Annotated in this window: 20 protein-coding genes; 16 read left to right on the plus strand and 4 right to left on the minus strand. The window is 45.8% G+C overall.

All coding sequences use genetic code 11. The annotated features are described in order from the left end of the window. Window positions 1–260 precede the first annotated feature (260 nt). The 4 genes from HWN40_RS11205 to HWN40_RS11220 all read left to right on the plus strand — a co-directional run bounded on the left by HWN40_RS11205 (window position 261) and on the right by HWN40_RS11220 (window position 2,869). On the plus strand, window positions 261–836 hold the full coding sequence (locus HWN40_RS11205) for an LURP-one-related/scramblase family protein (protein ID WP_176965812.1): 576 nt from the start codon (window positions 261–263) through the stop codon (window positions 834–836). A gap of 12 nt (window positions 837–848) precedes the next feature. Continuing rightward, complete coding sequence (locus HWN40_RS11210; RefSeq protein WP_176965813.1) at window positions 849–1,403, plus strand: HdeD family acid-resistance protein; 555 nt, start codon at window positions 849–851, stop codon at window positions 1,401–1,403. Between the two features lie 172 nt (window positions 1,404–1,575). Next, the gene (locus HWN40_RS11215; protein ID WP_176965814.1) at window positions 1,576–2,595 is read left to right on the plus strand and encodes an S-methyl-5-thioribose-1-phosphate isomerase; all 1,020 of its coding nucleotides are present in this window, start codon (window positions 1,576–1,578) and stop codon (window positions 2,593–2,595) included. 94 nt (window positions 2,596–2,689) lie between these two features. Beyond that, window positions 2,690–2,869 carry a preprotein translocase subunit Sec61beta gene (locus HWN40_RS11220; protein ID WP_176965815.1) on the plus strand — a complete coding sequence of 60 codons (180 nt, stop codon included), beginning with the start codon at window positions 2,690–2,692 and terminating at the stop codon, window positions 2,867–2,869. A gap of 69 nt (window positions 2,870–2,938) precedes the next feature. Here HWN40_RS11220 and HWN40_RS11225 read toward each other — a convergent pair whose 3' ends face one another. Next, entirely contained in the window at window positions 2,939–3,226 is a 288-nt protein-coding gene (locus HWN40_RS11225; protein ID WP_176966397.1) for a signal recognition particle protein Srp19, read from the minus strand. Window positions 3,227–3,333: 107 nt separating this feature from the next. On the opposite strand from HWN40_RS11225, the gene HWN40_RS11230 reads away from it, so the two are divergent. Next, window positions 3,334–3,621 carry a hypothetical protein gene (locus HWN40_RS11230; protein ID WP_176965816.1) on the plus strand — a complete coding sequence of 96 codons (288 nt, stop codon included), beginning with the start codon at window positions 3,334–3,336 and terminating at the stop codon, window positions 3,619–3,621. Here the strand turns inward: HWN40_RS11230 and HWN40_RS11235 are convergent. Then, window positions 3,593–4,060 carry a DUF5806 family protein gene (locus HWN40_RS11235; protein WP_176965817.1) on the minus strand — a complete coding sequence of 156 codons (468 nt, stop codon included), beginning with the start codon at window positions 4,058–4,060 and terminating at the stop codon, window positions 3,593–3,595. The two genes, HWN40_RS11230 and HWN40_RS11235, sit on opposite strands and share 29 nt — an antisense overlap. 104 nt (window positions 4,061–4,164) lie before the next feature. On the opposite strand from HWN40_RS11235, the gene HWN40_RS11240 reads away from it, so the two are divergent. After that, window positions 4,165–4,578, plus strand: a complete 414-nt coding sequence (locus HWN40_RS11240) for a universal stress protein (RefSeq protein WP_176965818.1) — start codon at window positions 4,165–4,167, stop codon at window positions 4,576–4,578. A gap of 8 nt (window positions 4,579–4,586) precedes the next feature. Here HWN40_RS11240 and HWN40_RS11245 read toward each other — a convergent pair whose 3' ends face one another. After that, a complete protein-coding gene (locus HWN40_RS11245) occupies window positions 4,587–5,402 on the minus strand; it encodes a sugar phosphate isomerase/epimerase family protein (protein WP_176965819.1) in 816 nt (271 codons plus the stop codon). A gap of 87 nt (window positions 5,403–5,489) precedes the next feature. Here HWN40_RS11245 and HWN40_RS11250 point away from each other — a divergent pair, with 87 nt between their 5' ends. The 10 genes from HWN40_RS11250 to mtrH all read left to right on the plus strand — a co-directional run bounded on the left by HWN40_RS11250 (window position 5,490) and on the right by mtrH (window position 12,081). Then, on the plus strand, window positions 5,490–6,524 hold the full coding sequence (locus HWN40_RS11250; RefSeq protein ID WP_246275910.1) for a peptidase U32 family protein: 1,035 nt from the start codon (window positions 5,490–5,492) through the stop codon (window positions 6,522–6,524). Next, window positions 6,521–6,907, plus strand: a complete 387-nt coding sequence (locus HWN40_RS11255) for a DUF5402 family protein (protein ID WP_176965820.1) — start codon at window positions 6,521–6,523, stop codon at window positions 6,905–6,907. Before HWN40_RS11250 ends, HWN40_RS11255 begins: the two co-directional genes overlap by 4 nt. A 256-nt stretch (window positions 6,908–7,163) precedes the next feature. After that, window positions 7,164–8,075 (plus strand): tetrahydromethanopterin S-methyltransferase subunit E, encoded by a 912-nt coding sequence (mtrE, locus tag HWN40_RS11260; RefSeq protein ID WP_176965821.1) that lies wholly within the window; start codon window positions 7,164–7,166, stop codon window positions 8,073–8,075. Window positions 8,076–8,080: 5 nt separating this feature from the next. After that, complete coding sequence (gene mtrD, locus HWN40_RS11265) at window positions 8,081–8,791, plus strand: tetrahydromethanopterin S-methyltransferase subunit D (RefSeq protein WP_176966399.1); 711 nt, start codon at window positions 8,081–8,083, stop codon at window positions 8,789–8,791. A gap of 1 nt (window position 8,792) precedes the next feature. Continuing rightward, complete coding sequence (gene mtrC / locus HWN40_RS11270; RefSeq protein WP_176965822.1) at window positions 8,793–9,608, plus strand: tetrahydromethanopterin S-methyltransferase subunit MtrC; 816 nt, start codon at window positions 8,793–8,795, stop codon at window positions 9,606–9,608. Further along, window positions 9,605–9,919 (plus strand): tetrahydromethanopterin S-methyltransferase subunit B, encoded by a 315-nt coding sequence (locus HWN40_RS11275; RefSeq protein ID WP_176965823.1) that lies wholly within the window; start codon window positions 9,605–9,607, stop codon window positions 9,917–9,919. Before mtrC ends, HWN40_RS11275 begins: the two co-directional genes overlap by 4 nt. Before the next feature lies 1 nt (window position 9,920). Further along, entirely contained in the window at window positions 9,921–10,646 is a 726-nt protein-coding gene (gene mtrA, locus HWN40_RS11280) for a tetrahydromethanopterin S-methyltransferase subunit A (RefSeq protein ID WP_176965824.1), read from the plus strand. A 1-nt stretch (window position 10,647) separates the two neighbouring features. Then, complete coding sequence (locus tag HWN40_RS11285) at window positions 10,648–10,875, plus strand: tetrahydromethanopterin S-methyltransferase subunit F (protein WP_176965825.1); 228 nt, start codon at window positions 10,648–10,650, stop codon at window positions 10,873–10,875. Window position 10,876: 1 nt separating this feature from the next. Continuing rightward, on the plus strand, window positions 10,877–11,110 hold the full coding sequence (gene mtrG, locus HWN40_RS11290; RefSeq protein WP_176965826.1) for a tetrahydromethanopterin S-methyltransferase subunit MtrG: 234 nt from the start codon (window positions 10,877–10,879) through the stop codon (window positions 11,108–11,110). A 14-nt stretch (window positions 11,111–11,124) separates the two neighbouring features. Next, window positions 11,125–12,081, plus strand: coding sequence for a tetrahydromethanopterin S-methyltransferase subunit H (gene mtrH / locus HWN40_RS11295; protein ID WP_176965827.1), 957 nt, complete (start codon window positions 11,125–11,127; stop codon window positions 12,079–12,081). A 120-nt stretch (window positions 12,082–12,201) separates the two neighbouring features. On the opposite strand, the gene HWN40_RS11300 is transcribed toward mtrH, so the two are convergent. Beyond that, a complete protein-coding gene (locus HWN40_RS11300; RefSeq protein WP_176965828.1) occupies window positions 12,202–14,136 on the minus strand; it encodes a hydantoinase/oxoprolinase family protein in 1,935 nt (644 codons plus the stop codon). Between the last annotated feature and the right edge of the window lie 42 nt (window positions 14,137–14,178).

The following is a 14,178-nucleotide window of genomic DNA, read 5'->3' on the forward strand; positions in this document are numbered from 1 at the left end:
AATCATTGCAGGAAACTTTAGTCCGAATTAACCGATAGATGTGCCACAATAGAGAAAACAGAATATATCAGAGCATAGTACATCCAGTTCATATTCAGAATTATTATATACACAGGCCTGATTTCATCCATACTAAAGTTTCTTACGCTTTTATATGCCTTCCCAAAAGATATTAAAATGCATTAAAACGCCCATGCAGCTTAGATGCCTGCATCAGATAATCAATATAGCAGATAGAAATCTGCTGTAAAGGGGTTTCAATGCTCAGGAGAAGAAGGGAAAGGTCTGGAGGCCCTGGTGTGCTCAGAAGCAGAGCCACACCTGAAGCCACCGGGGAAGGAGAGCACCTCGGCACACGATTCAAAGTCCTCCAGCGTTTTTTTACAATTGGGGACCGCTTTTTTATAGAGGATGAACACGGTAACAGAGCATTCCGAATCGAGAACAAGGTACTTCGCTTGCGCAAGACACTGAAGTTCCAGGATCTTGATGGTAATGATATCTACAAGATACAGGAGAAAGTGGCACGTATACGCGATACCATGGAGATCGAGAGTGATGGCCATACTGTTGCAAAGGTTCATAATGCACTTATCACACCGCTGCGTGACCGCTGGAAGGTCTCCGTTACAGACGGCGAGGATCTGACGGCTAAGGGCAATATCCTGAACCATGAATATAAGATCATGAGAAATGGCCGGGTCATCGGAGAGGTTTCTAAAAAATGGTTCCGTGTCCGTGATACATATGGTGTGGATGTGCACGACGGTGAGGACGCCCTGCTTATTCTTGCAATTACTGTGGTCATTGATACAATGGCACACAAAGGACGATAATGGGGGAAATAAATGTCAAACATATACGATCTGGATTCGGTAAATAGCCAGGCATTATTGCTGGGAGGAATCGCCTCGCTTATATTCGGCATTTTGCTGCTTAGCTGGCCTGGGGCTACACTATCTGTAATTATGTTACTTGTTGGTCTTTGGTGGTTGATACAGGGAATATTCATGATATTCGGTATATTCCTTGACAGTTCACAATGGGGCTGGAAACTATTTTCAGGAATAATAGGGATAGTCGCCGGCATACTTGTCCTGCAACATCCGCTTCAGGCATCTGTTATAGTACCGGCAACTCTGGCACTTATTATTGGAATACTGGGGCTTAGTATGGGAATTTTAGTTCTGATCGCTGCCTTTGCAGGTGACGGATGGGGAACAGGCATACTTGGTGTTGCCAGTATTCTCATAGGTCTGCTGTTCATCTTCAATGTCTATCTCGGTGCAACTATACTTGTATGGTCGATTGCCTTCTTGATGATAGTATCCGGAATAAGCGGAATATACTGGGCATACAGGGATCATGAATTTGTAGTCAAGAAAGGTCATACACCACATTGAAACTATTATTTATTTTTCATTTTATCCTTTTTTGAACTCACAATACCCAGTAACAATGCGTTTTTAACCAATCTTAGCTATGGCCGTTGAGATAAAGTGAACAAGCATCTGCATTAACCATACCAACCTTCACATTTTTATCCCAGGCAGGACTTTAATTCAGATAGATATCATGAGAACCATAGACTGGAATGACGAATCAAATTCTATAGTTATGATAGACCAGACGCTCCTTCCTGTGGAGTACAGGGTGATCGAATGTAAGACACTTGCTTCGCTCTGTGAGGCGATCAGATCCCTGCGCGTAAGAGGAGCACCCGCACTAGGGGCTGCCGGAGCCTTCGGAATAGCTCTTGCAGCAGAACTGAGCAGTGCGGATGATATGGATGGTCTGACAAGAGACCTGAAGGTAGCGGCAAAGACAATCAAGGCTACCCGACCCACTGCGGTAAATCTTGCGTGGGGAGTGGACAGGACCATCAATGCGATCTCGGATGCATATGATGTTGATGGCATCAAGGACATTGTACTTGCCGAAGCAAAGAACATAGCTGACGAAGATGTGGAGACAAACAAAAAGCTCGGGAAGCATGGAGCAAAGCTGCTGGAAGACGGGGACACTGTGATGACACACTGCAATGCCGGAAGGCTGGCATGTGTAGATTGGGGTACCGCACTTGGGGTGATCCGTTCTGCGGTTGAAGCAGGCAAGGATATCAATGTCATTGCCTGTGAAACAAGACCCCTGAACCAGGGTGGCAGGATCACTACCTGGGAGCTTATGCAGGACAATATAGATGTGAGACTTATAAGTGATTCAATGTCAGGGCACGTCATGAGCAAGGGAATGGTTGATAAGGTCATAGTGGGTGCCGACAGGATCACAGGAGATGCGGTATTCAACAAGATAGGAACCTATACTCACTCGGTGCTCGCAAAAGAGCATGAGATCCCATTTTATGTGGCAGCCCCGATATCAACCTTCGATCCCGACAACTGGGAAGATACTGTTACCATCGAGCAGAGGGATGCAGATGAGCTACGCTTCTTTAAGGATGTGCAGATCGCCCCTGCGGACGTGAAAGTGTACAATCCGGCATTCGATGCCACACCCATGGAGAATGTGACCGCTGTTATCACAGAGAAAGGAGTATTTCATCCACCCTTCCTGCTTGACGAGGTCATTGTGTGAAGGCACAATCTTTTAAACGATTAAGTACATGAAGGGCAACAAATAATTAAGAAAACACCGATATATTAGTGATAATAAACTATACGGAGATAACATGGCAAAAAAGAAATCAGGCGGCAGCGGACTTATGTCATCCGCAGGTCTTATGCGTTATTATGAGGCCGACAAAAGAGCAATACACGTTGATCCGAAGACCGTTATCGTTTCAGGCATAGTGATAGGCCTGTCAATACTCGTATTGAGTTCTTACTTTGGAATGTGGCCTCTTCCCTGAGAGTCCATTTCATATCTTTTCTGATACTTCGCACCTTGATTTAGTATATAAATTGTAAAACGTGGAAGTTTATTGCCCACGTATTTCTTTAATCTTAGAAGATATCTTTCTGGACAGAACAGTCTTAGGAGCAGTATCGTCTATAAGAACCCTGCCACTGGATTCCCACCAGGATTTTGGGTAGGCTTTATCGGCTTCTATTTCCGGGTTGAGTCCCAGTTTTTCAGCCGCAAGATTAATTTCCTTGACTGTCGGCTCTTTAATGGATGTCTTTCGTGAGATTATGCGCCCCTTGCTTCTTGACTTGTTTCTGTCAATATATGCAGGCCAGATAACGAGTTTTCCCTTTTCCTTCATCAACATGGAGCATAGATTGGAATTCATTCAATTTAAATTTGCTTGGGAAAATCAGTTTAGATCCGGGAACGATAAATCTTAAGTATATAAAGTACTGCTTTAGACCCATGATAGATACTCCAAGAGAGATTGAAGTCGAAAAAGCAGTAGAGAATTTCATAAAAGATGCCGGGAGGGACTTCAGAGTGTGTACAACCTGCGGAGGACCTGTTATTTACCCTATTGAGTACAGCACTCCGAAGGACACGGATCTCATAATTGAGATAGGAGGCAATACGCTATATGTATCAAAGGTCCAGGCAAGATATCTGAGAAAGATAGAAATGAGGATGCTTGAAAGATACCTGATGTATCTTGAGAGAAAATCTAATAATCCTCATCCAGGGACTCATTGATCCTGCGCAGGACATCAGCGATCAGCAACTGGACCTCGGTGGCATGTTCCTCGGGAATCTCACTGCCTTCGGTGTCCATTAATTGTTTAATATCCTTGACCATTTTGTGAATGAGATTCAACATTTCTTCCTGTGTTATCAGCCCGGCATAGTAGGCGTAGAAGAATGTTGTTCCGCTGCGCTGAACTTTTTTCTTGAAGGATGCACGTGCGTTGGAAACCTCCTGCCGGGTATAGGTCTCGTCCATGAAGGGTACGAGTTCCGGAAGTTTTTCACCTATCCATGTCATTTCAGACTGGTTGGACAGGTTCTTGAAGTCCGCACATAATCTTGCGGTCACCCATTCACGCCCAGTAAGATGAGTTGTTTGTTTTAGAAAGCGGGTGACGTCAGAATAACTCTTGTTGTCCATCTTTTTGAATTTGCGATATTTGTTCATACTAAGCTTCCATATTGATGTCTTTAGTTGGTATTGCAGCCACTATACTACACAATAGAAGCAAATCCAAATATTTAATAATAGCGCAGCATTATCCTAAAGCGATGAAGATACTGATCCCTACAGATGGTTCGGCCTATGCCGAAAATGCTGCCCGGGTCGCAGCCAGGATCGCAAGAAAACACGACTATCATCTGATATTACTTCATGTAGTGGATGACAAAGGATTTACCAGAAAGACATGGCGCAAGGAGGGTGCTGAAAGCGTTCTTCAGGAACTCAGGGAAATCCTGCTTGAAGTGGGATGTGAGGAAGAGCGCATAGAGACAAAGACCGTTGACGGCAGCGCTCCCGAGAAAATAGTTGAGGTCGCAAAAGAACTCAATGTAGACAGGATCGTAATGGGAACGCAGGGAAAGAACGGAATTAAGAAACTGGTTGGTACGGTTACCGAAAAGGTCCTGCAGAGCTCTGAGGTGCTAGTGCTCGTGGTACCCCCAAGTTATAAACTACCCTGAAGAGTGCTTCATCTACTATACAGAACAGCATCTGACAGCGTTGCCCTGCCTTTTGCAACGTCCTCCATGGAAAACACTTCCATGTTGAAGATGCCTTTGTAACCCTTTATCTCTTTTAGCACATCATAATCGATGATTCCATCACCCGGTGCCATATGTTCGTCACCATCATAGTTTTCAGACCAGACACCCATATTGTCGTGCACATGCACATGTACTATGTAAGGAGCAAGTTTGCGGGCAAATTCACGCAGTTTTAACATGTCTCCTCCACAGGTCAGGTTGGCATGTCCGATATCAAGCGTTGCACCCAGATTATCGGAATTCACTTCTTCTATGGCCTTTATCTGCTCCCCTACTTCAGTACACAGATTTCCGGGATCTGTGCCTTCCTTATTTTCAAGACCCAGCATCACACCATAATCTGATGCCTTCTTTGCGAGTGATCTTAGGTTTTCGATCATTCCGGAAAAAGCCCTTTCATAGTTACCATTGATCCTGCCCGGATGCAGTACAACAGCTCCTGAGCCCAGACGTCCTGCAAGTTCTATGGATTCTTCCATGAGCCTGAAACTCCTCTTATCCATATCCGCAGAATCAACCACAACATCCTTCGGGTAGGTAGGCACATCTGCAAAATAGGGAGCATGGATCGAAGTGTGCAGATCCAGTGTGGACAGCTCATCAAGTATATTCTCCAGCAGGTCTTTCTGAAGTACCGAGTTCCTGTAAACACCAAGTTTTGGCATGTAAAGTTCTACTGACTGCACTTCGGATGCGATCTCCGGCAGACTTCCGGCAAAGGATGAGGCACCTAATATCATATACAAAAGTGAAACCAGTGCAATATAATATACTTTTGGTTTAGCCTCACCAAAATCTTTATCTGAACTAAAGCTTTCAAGCAATAAATGAAGCTTTACGTACCTCATGTGGGACATATGGAAGGGCTGGAGGATCTCCTGTCAGGGTCCCAGGACATTTATGCAGTATATATGGCCGGAACCCCTGATTATGTGGGAACCGGAAGGACGAACCTGAGCGCACCCGGGTTGGAGGAGATACAGGAGCAGACAGAATTTGCCCATGAGAAGGGCGTGAAAATGGAAATCGTGCTCAACAGCTCATGTATGGGCGGACAGCATCTGACACCCCAGGGATTCAATAAGGTCAAATGGTACTTTGACAGGCTCAATGATATCGGTATTGATTCCATAACAGTTGCCGAACCCTATTTTGTGGAAATGCTTGCAAAGGACTACGATATGGAAATTGTGGTATCGGTTCTCTCCTTTGTTGATTCACCCCAGAAGGCTGAATTCTATGAGGGTATGGGTGCCGATACGATCGTTGTGGACCCGGCGGTCAACAGGGACTTCTCAAAACTTGAGGCTATCAGAGAATCAGTATCATGTAATCTGAAACTGCTGGTCAACGAAGGTTGTCTGTACCAGTGTCCCTTCAGATATGCACATTTCAATTTCTTCTCCCATGCCAACGGACCCGGACCGAAACTGAACGTGCTTGACGATTACTATTATTATAAGTGCCTGTCACTCAGGATAAACGATCCCCAGCAATTGGTAAAATCACCCTGGATACGTCCCGAGGATATCAAAGAATACAAACATATCACAGACACATTCAAAATAGGCGGAAGGACCCATTTTCCAAACTGGATACTGAACAACGTCCAAGCATATATCCAGGAAAGTTATGATGGGAATCTGATGGACCTTCTTGACTGTCCTAAGGATATCAGAGATCTGTTCTACATACCTAACAAAGAGCTAGGAAATGCTCTCGAGCAATGGAAACGATGCGATAAGAACTGCTCTAAGTGCGGATACTGCAAAAGACTGATCGAGAAGATCGTACAGGTTTACTCAACGGACGGTACTGAGCAAACACTTCAGCCCCTGAAAAGTACAGGTGGAACAACATGAACCTAATAGAAAAAATCTCAAAGAACCGGAGTGTACTTGAAAACAGATTACGTGAACTGCTTGCAAAACCAGTCTTTCTCATAGAAGCAGATGCCTTTGCCCTTCCGTGCGGATGCCATGGAATGACGATAAACACCCGCGGACTGCAGGTTGACGACCTGGAGATCTTCGAAGAGCACATCACAAAATACTTTAAAGAAACATCCCTTGAACTGGAAGTCGAGCCATCATTCCTTTTTGCAAGGCTCATACCGGGCACTCCCGAACTGGCATCACTCAATTCACGTGTACTCTGCGACAGATGCTACATGGATTTTGCCAGGGGAAGCGGGAAGAAGCCCAGGCCGGACATATATATACTTAACCTTGTCCGCAGGGAATAATTTCTTCATTTTTCCGAAATAAAAATAATTGGATAAATATATTTATTTTTGCTTGCCCGATCTTATTAACTCACTTATAAATACCGTTTTTTAGCTGCATTCATTCGAAAGGTTTAATAAGTATTTAATATAATGCAAACCACCTGACGTTAGTCTACGCCATATCAATTATGATAAAAAACATCTAATTGAAAAGAAGTTATTATGATTTTGGCACGATTTACGCATAAATTAACAAAAAAAGGAGGAAATGTGAATGGAACCGCTCACAGGCATGGGCGTAATGGCACTGATCGGAGCAGCTGCAACTATTGCAGGCGCTTCTGAAGACCTCGAATCAGACGTAGGTTCTCAGAGTAACCCGAACTCACAGGTGCAATTAGCGCCCCAGATGATGTATCCACACAGGATATTCAATAAAGCCGTATCTGGCGAACCACCCTCAAATGCACTTATGTGTGCTATCGGTGGTACAACTGCTTCTGTTCTGATGAGCACCGGTGCATCTGTTGTTCTTGCATTAACAATTGGAGCTATTCTCGCAGCAGCAGTACACGGTACTTACTCAGTCTCATCTCATTTTGGCAGATCGGCAAGTCAGAAACGTTTCAAACAACCAATTTATCTAGATATTATAAGATCACACACTCCAGTTATAATGGGATATGCCTTTATCACAACGTTCAGTATACTTGTGGTATCATACCTCATGATAGCTGTTCTCGGACACCCGTTCCCACTGCCACTGTTGGCATTCATTTGGGGAATCACAGTTGGTGCAATAGGATCATCAACCGGTGATGTACACTATGGTGCAGAACGTGAATTCCAGAATGTAGAATTCGGATCCGGACTCAACGCTGCAAACTCAGGTAACATCGTGAGGAAAGGAGAATCCGGACTCAGGAACGGTATTGATAACTCATGGTTCTGTGCCAAGTTCGGAGGACCGGTTACAGGAATTGCCTTCGGTATGACGGTATTCCTTAGCGGATGGACCACCGTATTGTTTGATGAAACAAGAGGTGACGCATTCGGCTGGGCATCGGTCATTGCAGGAGCAATTATCGTGCTTATACTGATACTCTGGAACAGGAACATTGAGGTAGCTGCCCGCAAGGCATATGGACCTTATAAAGAAGATGAAGAAGCAGAGGTGGCAGCTTGATCGATATAGTTGGAATCTTAACAGCTAACTTTTTGAATATAATTCTTATAACGCTTGGCGGAGTACTTATTTCCTGGAGCGTTCACTTCGTCCCCGTCGGCGGTGCTCCCGCAGCTATGGCACAGGCAACCGGTATCGGAACCGGTACTGTACAGCTTGCAGCCGGTGCAGGTCTCACAGGACTTGTTACCGCCGGTGCAATGATGAATGTCACTGACAACCTTGCTCTCGTTCTTGCAGCAGGTGCTGTAGGTGCCATGATAATGATAGCCGTTACAATGATCGTAGGACAGTGGGTATACGTCTACGGTGTCGGTTGTCCACCTGCATCTGCAAAGGTCAAATACGACCCGATCACAAAAGACAGACAGGACCTCTATGTATCCCAGGGTACAGAAGGACACGCATTGCCAACAGTATCCTATGTAAGTGGTGTCATTGGTGGTGCACTCGGAGGACTTGGAGGAGCTTTGATATATGACTCACTTCTCACCATTGAGAACGGGCTCGCTGCTAGCGATCTTGTAGGAATTGCAAGCATCTTCGCAGTAGGTATTTTCTTTGTGAATGCTGTAATCCCATCATACAACATCGGCGGAACCATCGAAGGTTTCCATGACCCCAAGTTCAAGAAGTTCCCTAAAGCTGTAATTGCATCCCTTGTTGCAACATTCTTTGCTGCGATAATGGGAGTACTCGCAATAGGAGGTCTGTAATATGTCAGCAGGAGGAGCTGGTGGAGAAGCCCATGGCGGAATCCCCCAGAACAACATAATTGCCTTTGGCGCAGTTGGCGGACTTGTTTTAATATACGCAGCCTATTTCCTTGACAGCATGATACCAGGAGGATACATGTCCTTCCTCGGCGGCCTTGGTGCCATCTGTGGTATCGTATGGGGCGCCGCAGCGGTCAGAAGGGTTGCAAGCTACGGTCTTGGTACCGGTGTACCTTCTATTGGTATGCTGGCACTTGGAACTGGTGTTGTAGCAGCTACCTTCGGACTTGCAGTCGGTGGCATAGCAGGACCTGTTGTTGCAGTAATAGCTGCAGCCGTCATCGGATTGATCATTGGTGTCCTGGCAAACAAGGTACTCAATATGGGCATACCTATCATGGAACAGTCCATGACAGAGATAGCAACAGCCGGTACCATCACAATCATTGGTCTTAGCACTGCCATGGTTGGCACATTCATGTTCGATGAAGTTTTGACCGGTGTAATCGCAACCGGATACATAGCAGTGATCTTCATTGCCGGTGGTCTTGGAATTCTGCACCCGTTCAATGCAAACCTTGGTCCTGACGAGAAACAGGATCGTACACTTGCAACTGCCTTTGAGAAAGGTGCTATTGCAATGGTCGTTGCAGGAGTAGTAGCAAGTGTCAATGATGGAGCATCAGCAACCCTTACAATCCTTGTCGGATTGATCATATGGTATGTTGCTTTCTCAGAATTCTACAAGCGTGTAAAGAGAGATGCATTCAAGGTAACAGGTTCAGGGCTCTTACCTTCTAAGGAGGAATTGGAATGAGCATGGTTCACGTAGCCCCGGAAGCACATCTCGTGCTGGATCCCCTTACTTCTTTCCTCGCAGAGGAGAGAGAAGACGTAATATCCTATTCAATGGATCCTATTATGGCACAGCTTGACGAACTTGACTTGATAGCAGACGATCTTATAAACTCCCTTTCACCCGACATGCAATTAAAGAGCTCATTCCCGGGACGTGAGACCACAGCACTTAGTGCAGGTTTCTACGGAAATGCGTTCTACGGAATAATTGTGGGTCTTGGAGTTGCAGGATTGCTGCTTCTTGTTATGGGCGCATTAGGAGTGATGTAAAATGGCAACAAAAAGAGATGCTGCCCCGGGCTGGCCAATACTCAAAGGTGAGTATGATGTCGGAAATATCCAGGACAGTGTAGCTGTTATTACGTGTGGTTCACACCTTCCTGCCGGTCCTCAACTTGAAGCCGGCGCGGCAATCACAGGTCCATGTAAGACAGAGAACCTGGGTGCCGAGAAAGTAGTTGCACACATCATAGCTAACCCGAACATCAGATACTTTATAGTTACCGGAGCGGAGGTTAAAGGTCACATTACCGGACAGGCATTCGTTGCCCTTCACCAGAACGGTGTAAAGGACAACAGGATCGTCGGTGCAACCGGTGCGATCCCCTACATTGAAAACCTCAACGAGGAAGCTATCAAGAGATTCCAGGAACAGGTCGAAATAGTTGATTTCATCGGCACTGAAGATATGGATGCCATCGTTGCCAAGATCAAGGAATATGCATCCAAGGATGCTGATGCCTTTGATGCTGACCCGATGGTCATTGAAGTTGGTGAAGGAGGCGCTGAAGAAGAAGAAGTCGGCGGACTCAAGCCAATGGCAGCAGAACTGGCAACCGTCAGGAGCAGGATCCTGGAAATCGAAAAGGAAATGATGAGTATCGGTAACCTGAACAAGTTCCACTCAGGAGTACATGCAGGCAAGGTTGAAGGAATAATGATCGGACTTGCCATTACCCTTACACTGCTTGGAATGTTGTTGTTCGGAGGTAACTAACATGGCAGAAGAAGAATATGGAAAGGGAGTCCCGATGGTAATCGAGCCAAATATGGGACCCATCGAAGCCGTGGTTGAAGACATCCGTTACAGGGCTCAACTTATCGCAAGGAACCAGAAACTTGATTCAGGAGTATCTGCAGCCGGCGTAAGCGGTTTTATTGCAGGATTTGTCTTCGTCATAGTGATGGTAATCATACTCCCGATGTTCATCTGGAGCGTGATCTAAAATGAGTGAAGCAAGCGACAAGATACCAAGCGTAGTCGTAGACCCTGCAGATTTCAATGAGGTACTTGAGAAACTCAACAATATTGATGAGAAGATCGAGTTCGTAAACAGTGAAGTTGCTCAGCGCATTGGTAAAAAGGTAGGAAGAGACATAGGAATTTTATACGGAGCAGTAGCCGGGATCATTATGTTCCTGTTATACCTTCTGTTCCTCGCACCTATGCTCAACATCTAAAAAGAGGTATTCATATGTTCAGATTTGATAAGAAACAAGAAGTATTCGAGGTAGGCGGGGTCAAATTTGGTGGCCAGCCAGGACAATATCCGACAGTACTTATAGGAACGATGTTCTACAACAGGCACAAGATCGTGACTGATGAAGACAAGGGTGTCTTCGATGTAGAGGCCGCAAACAATCTCTGGCAGGGAATGGTTGACATGGGAGAAGTTACAGGAAACCCAATCGTAAACCAGATCGTCGGAGAGACACCGGAAGCTATCAAGAAGTATATTGACTGGTTCATTGAAGTAGATGATAAGACACCATTCCTTATCGACTCTTCAGCCGGTGATGTTCGTGCAGCTGCAGCAGAGTACGTAACAGAGATAGGTGTTGCTGACAGAGCTATCTACAACTCAATCAACGCCAGTGTTCACGCAGACGAAATACAGGCTATTGCAGACAGTGACATAGACAGTTCAATCGTCCTCGCGTTCAACGCAACAGACCCAAGCGTAAAAGGTAAGCTCGAGATCCTTGAGACCGGTGGTACCGGACAGGAGAAGGGTATGCTTGAGATCGCAAAGGAATGTGGCATCACAAAGCCACTTGTCGATGTAGCAGCAACCCCACTCGGAGCAGGTTCCGGTGCGTCCATGAGATCAGTTATTGCCATCAAAGGACACTTCGGACTGCCTGTTGGCGGTGGATACCACAACATGGCATCTGCATGGGACTGGATGAAGACATACAAGAAGCAGTTCGAGACAAAAGAGCAGAGACAGGCAATCTACATGCCAACCGATATCGGCACAAACCTTGTGTCACAGATAATCGGATCGAACTTCCAGCTCTTCGGTCCTATCGAGAACACCGACAAAGTGTTCCCTGCAACTGCAATGGTTGACATTATGCTTGCAGAGACTGCAAAGGAACTCGGCCTTGAAATAATGGACGAGGACCACCCGATCAACAAGCTGGTTTAAGCAAACCAGCCTCTTTTTTCTTTTTTAGAATTAGTATATTATCAGCAAGCACGCGAAGCTATGCAAAACTGTTTTTTTACAATTTAATATAAAAAAAGATCGGAACCGGAATTTACGGATTTAGTGTTTTCTCAGGTTCCTGGGATGGCCTACCCCTACGATCATCAGTTTTGTTTCCAGGGGATCATGTTTCCAGTCCTCAGGAGAGAATGTTTTCATATTTACTTTAATCTCAAGGACTTCCTTGCTTACCCCGCAATCACCCATGTATTCAAGGATCAGCTTTTTTCCGAGCTCTTTTGAATAGGCCACCGCTTCATTATATGTTTCGAACTCTTCCCTTCCGGTAGGAGTAAAGTTAAGGTAGCCTTCATCGGGATCTGCAATAGAGATCGGCCGGATAAAGAACTCCAGCCTCTTGATCCCCTTCCCAAAAAGCGCACCGGCAGCATTTCCCACTTCAGCATGGTCAGGAACAAGGATTTCAGCATCAATCACCCTGCCCAGCTCTTCACTGAGAGCTCCCACCGGCCCTCCAAGCAGGACAACAGGGACATCCATTTTAAATCTTGCAGGAAACTGACCATCAACTATCCTCTCGATACCTGATCTGTCCACGTCCTGCAGGATAAATGACATGAGATTAGAGGCCATGTTCTTTGCAACCATGTTCTTGACCCTGGAACAGAATTCGATCTTCTCCATCTTGTTCAGGCTGGCAAGCTTTCCGGCTCCAACAGCCGAGGCATCGGCATCCCACCGGTAATAATCTCCGAGAACATGCAAAGCATCCGTGGGTGTAAAGCCAACAGGCTGGATCAGTCTTTTATGAATAAGGGAGTCAAGAACGATAGTTGAGGGATATCTTGTTGAAACCGCTGCAATCTCATTAAGTGACACAGGCTCGTCACCGATAGCCTCAAAAACTGCCGCCTCGAACCTGTTCATATCCGTTGACTCAAAGCCGGACCTCATGAAGAATTTGGTCGGCTGTATATTGCTGTCAAGAACACTTCTTCGGGGAGTGATATTTTTCTTCAATTTATCAAGAAAATCCGGATACCTGGCAGAAGCCACACAGAGCGGGATAACTCTTCTGGGACCGATGAATATTTTCCTGGATCGCGTCCATACATGACTGTCCCCACCCATGGCAGAGGTTTCCATCCTTGTTGCCCGGACCCTTGTTTTCCAGCCACCTACCATGGCACCGGCATCGGTCAGTTCAGGAACACCGTCATAAATAGCCGAAACATCAGTGCTTGTCCCGCCTACATCGATGACAGCACAGGTATCACGACCTGAAAGATAGGATGCACCCACAAGGCTTGCAGCAGGACCCGAGAAGATGGATTCTACCGGCTTTTCCAGGGCATCCCTGAGTCCTACAACCGTACCATCGCACTTCAACATCAGTAGTTTAGCATCAATATCCCTGCGTTCGATCTCTTTGAGCACCGACTTGATGAACTGGTCCGAAATCGGCAACAACTGTGCATTCAGGGAGGCGGTCACAGCTCTCTCATATGCACCAAGATCCTGGGAAAGTTCATGGCCGCAGACCACAGGCATCCCCGTAAGTTCATGAACCACATCACGTATCATGTTTTCATGTTCCGGGTTGCGGATGCTAAAAAAGGAAGAGACTGCAAAGGCTGCGACGTCATCTTTGACTTTTCCCGCAAATTCCTTTACCTTTTCTATTTCCAGGGAAACATTTTCTTCACCATTGAAAGTGTGACCACCTTCTACGCGGGTAATGTGCCTGGCCGGAAAATCACCTTTCATTGAATGTTCACCCACAAGAATGAGTGCCACAGGACTGCCAGTATCTTCAAGTACCGTATTGGTGGCCAGAGTCGTTGAAACCGATACAAGGCTTACATTGTCAAGATGTTCTTGTTCGAGGTTGTCAATAGCATTCCTGATACCTGTTATCAGGTCAGGATAGGTTGTAAGTGCTTTACCCGAACTTACAACAGAACCATCGGAATCCCTGACCAGAATAACATCTGTATAGGTACCTCCTGCATCGATCCCAAGACTGAATTGCATAATTACAGAACTCCTTTTTAGAATACCGGCATAAAGTATTTT

The sequence above is a fragment of the Methanolobus zinderi genome, assembly GCF_013388255.1.
In the GTDB taxonomy this organism is placed as follows: domain Archaea; phylum Halobacteriota; class Methanosarcinia; order Methanosarcinales; family Methanosarcinaceae; genus Methanolobus; species Methanolobus zinderi.

What these genes read in the sequence shown, in the direction of transcription:
- HWN40_RS11205 (WP_176965812.1), top strand. Translation starts at nt 261, where the DNA reads ATGCTCAGGAGAAGAAGGGAAAGGTCTGGAGGCCCTGGTGTGCTCAGA.
- HWN40_RS11210 (WP_176965813.1), top strand. Translation starts at nt 849, where the DNA reads ATGTCAAACATATACGATCTGGATTCGGTAAATAGCCAGGCATTATTG.
- HWN40_RS11215 (WP_176965814.1), top strand. Translation starts at nt 1,576, where the DNA reads ATGAGAACCATAGACTGGAATGACGAATCAAATTCTATAGTTATGATA.
- HWN40_RS11220 (WP_176965815.1), top strand. Translation starts at nt 2,690, where the DNA reads ATGGCAAAAAAGAAATCAGGCGGCAGCGGACTTATGTCATCCGCAGGT.
- HWN40_RS11225 (WP_176966397.1), bottom strand. Translation starts at nt 3,226, where the DNA reads ATGAAGGAAAAGGGAAAACTCGTTATCTGGCCTGCATATATTGACAGA.
- HWN40_RS11230 (WP_176965816.1), top strand. Translation starts at nt 3,334, where the DNA reads ATGATAGATACTCCAAGAGAGATTGAAGTCGAAAAAGCAGTAGAGAAT.
- HWN40_RS11235 (WP_176965817.1), bottom strand. Translation starts at nt 4,060, where the DNA reads ATGAACAAATATCGCAAATTCAAAAAGATGGACAACAAGAGTTATTCT.
- HWN40_RS11240 (WP_176965818.1), top strand. Translation starts at nt 4,165, where the DNA reads ATGAAGATACTGATCCCTACAGATGGTTCGGCCTATGCCGAAAATGCT.
- HWN40_RS11245 (WP_176965819.1), bottom strand. Translation starts at nt 5,402, where the DNA reads ATGATATTAGGTGCCTCATCCTTTGCCGGAAGTCTGCCGGAGATCGCA.
- HWN40_RS11250 (WP_246275910.1), top strand. Translation starts at nt 5,490, where the DNA reads ATGAAGCTTTACGTACCTCATGTGGGACATATGGAAGGGCTGGAGGAT.
- HWN40_RS11255 (WP_176965820.1), top strand. Translation starts at nt 6,521, where the DNA reads ATGAACCTAATAGAAAAAATCTCAAAGAACCGGAGTGTACTTGAAAAC.
- mtrE (WP_176965821.1), top strand. Translation starts at nt 7,164, where the DNA reads ATGGAACCGCTCACAGGCATGGGCGTAATGGCACTGATCGGAGCAGCT.
- mtrC (WP_176965822.1), top strand. Translation starts at nt 8,793, where the DNA reads ATGTCAGCAGGAGGAGCTGGTGGAGAAGCCCATGGCGGAATCCCCCAG.
- HWN40_RS11275 (WP_176965823.1), top strand. Translation starts at nt 9,605, where the DNA reads ATGAGCATGGTTCACGTAGCCCCGGAAGCACATCTCGTGCTGGATCCC.
- mtrA (WP_176965824.1), top strand. Translation starts at nt 9,921, where the DNA reads ATGGCAACAAAAAGAGATGCTGCCCCGGGCTGGCCAATACTCAAAGGT.
- HWN40_RS11285 (WP_176965825.1), top strand. Translation starts at nt 10,648, where the DNA reads ATGGCAGAAGAAGAATATGGAAAGGGAGTCCCGATGGTAATCGAGCCA.
- mtrG (WP_176965826.1), top strand. Translation starts at nt 10,877, where the DNA reads ATGAGTGAAGCAAGCGACAAGATACCAAGCGTAGTCGTAGACCCTGCA.
- mtrH (WP_176965827.1), top strand. Translation starts at nt 11,125, where the DNA reads ATGTTCAGATTTGATAAGAAACAAGAAGTATTCGAGGTAGGCGGGGTC.
- HWN40_RS11300 (WP_176965828.1), bottom strand. Translation starts at nt 14,136, where the DNA reads ATGCAATTCAGTCTTGGGATCGATGCAGGAGGTACCTATACAGATGTT.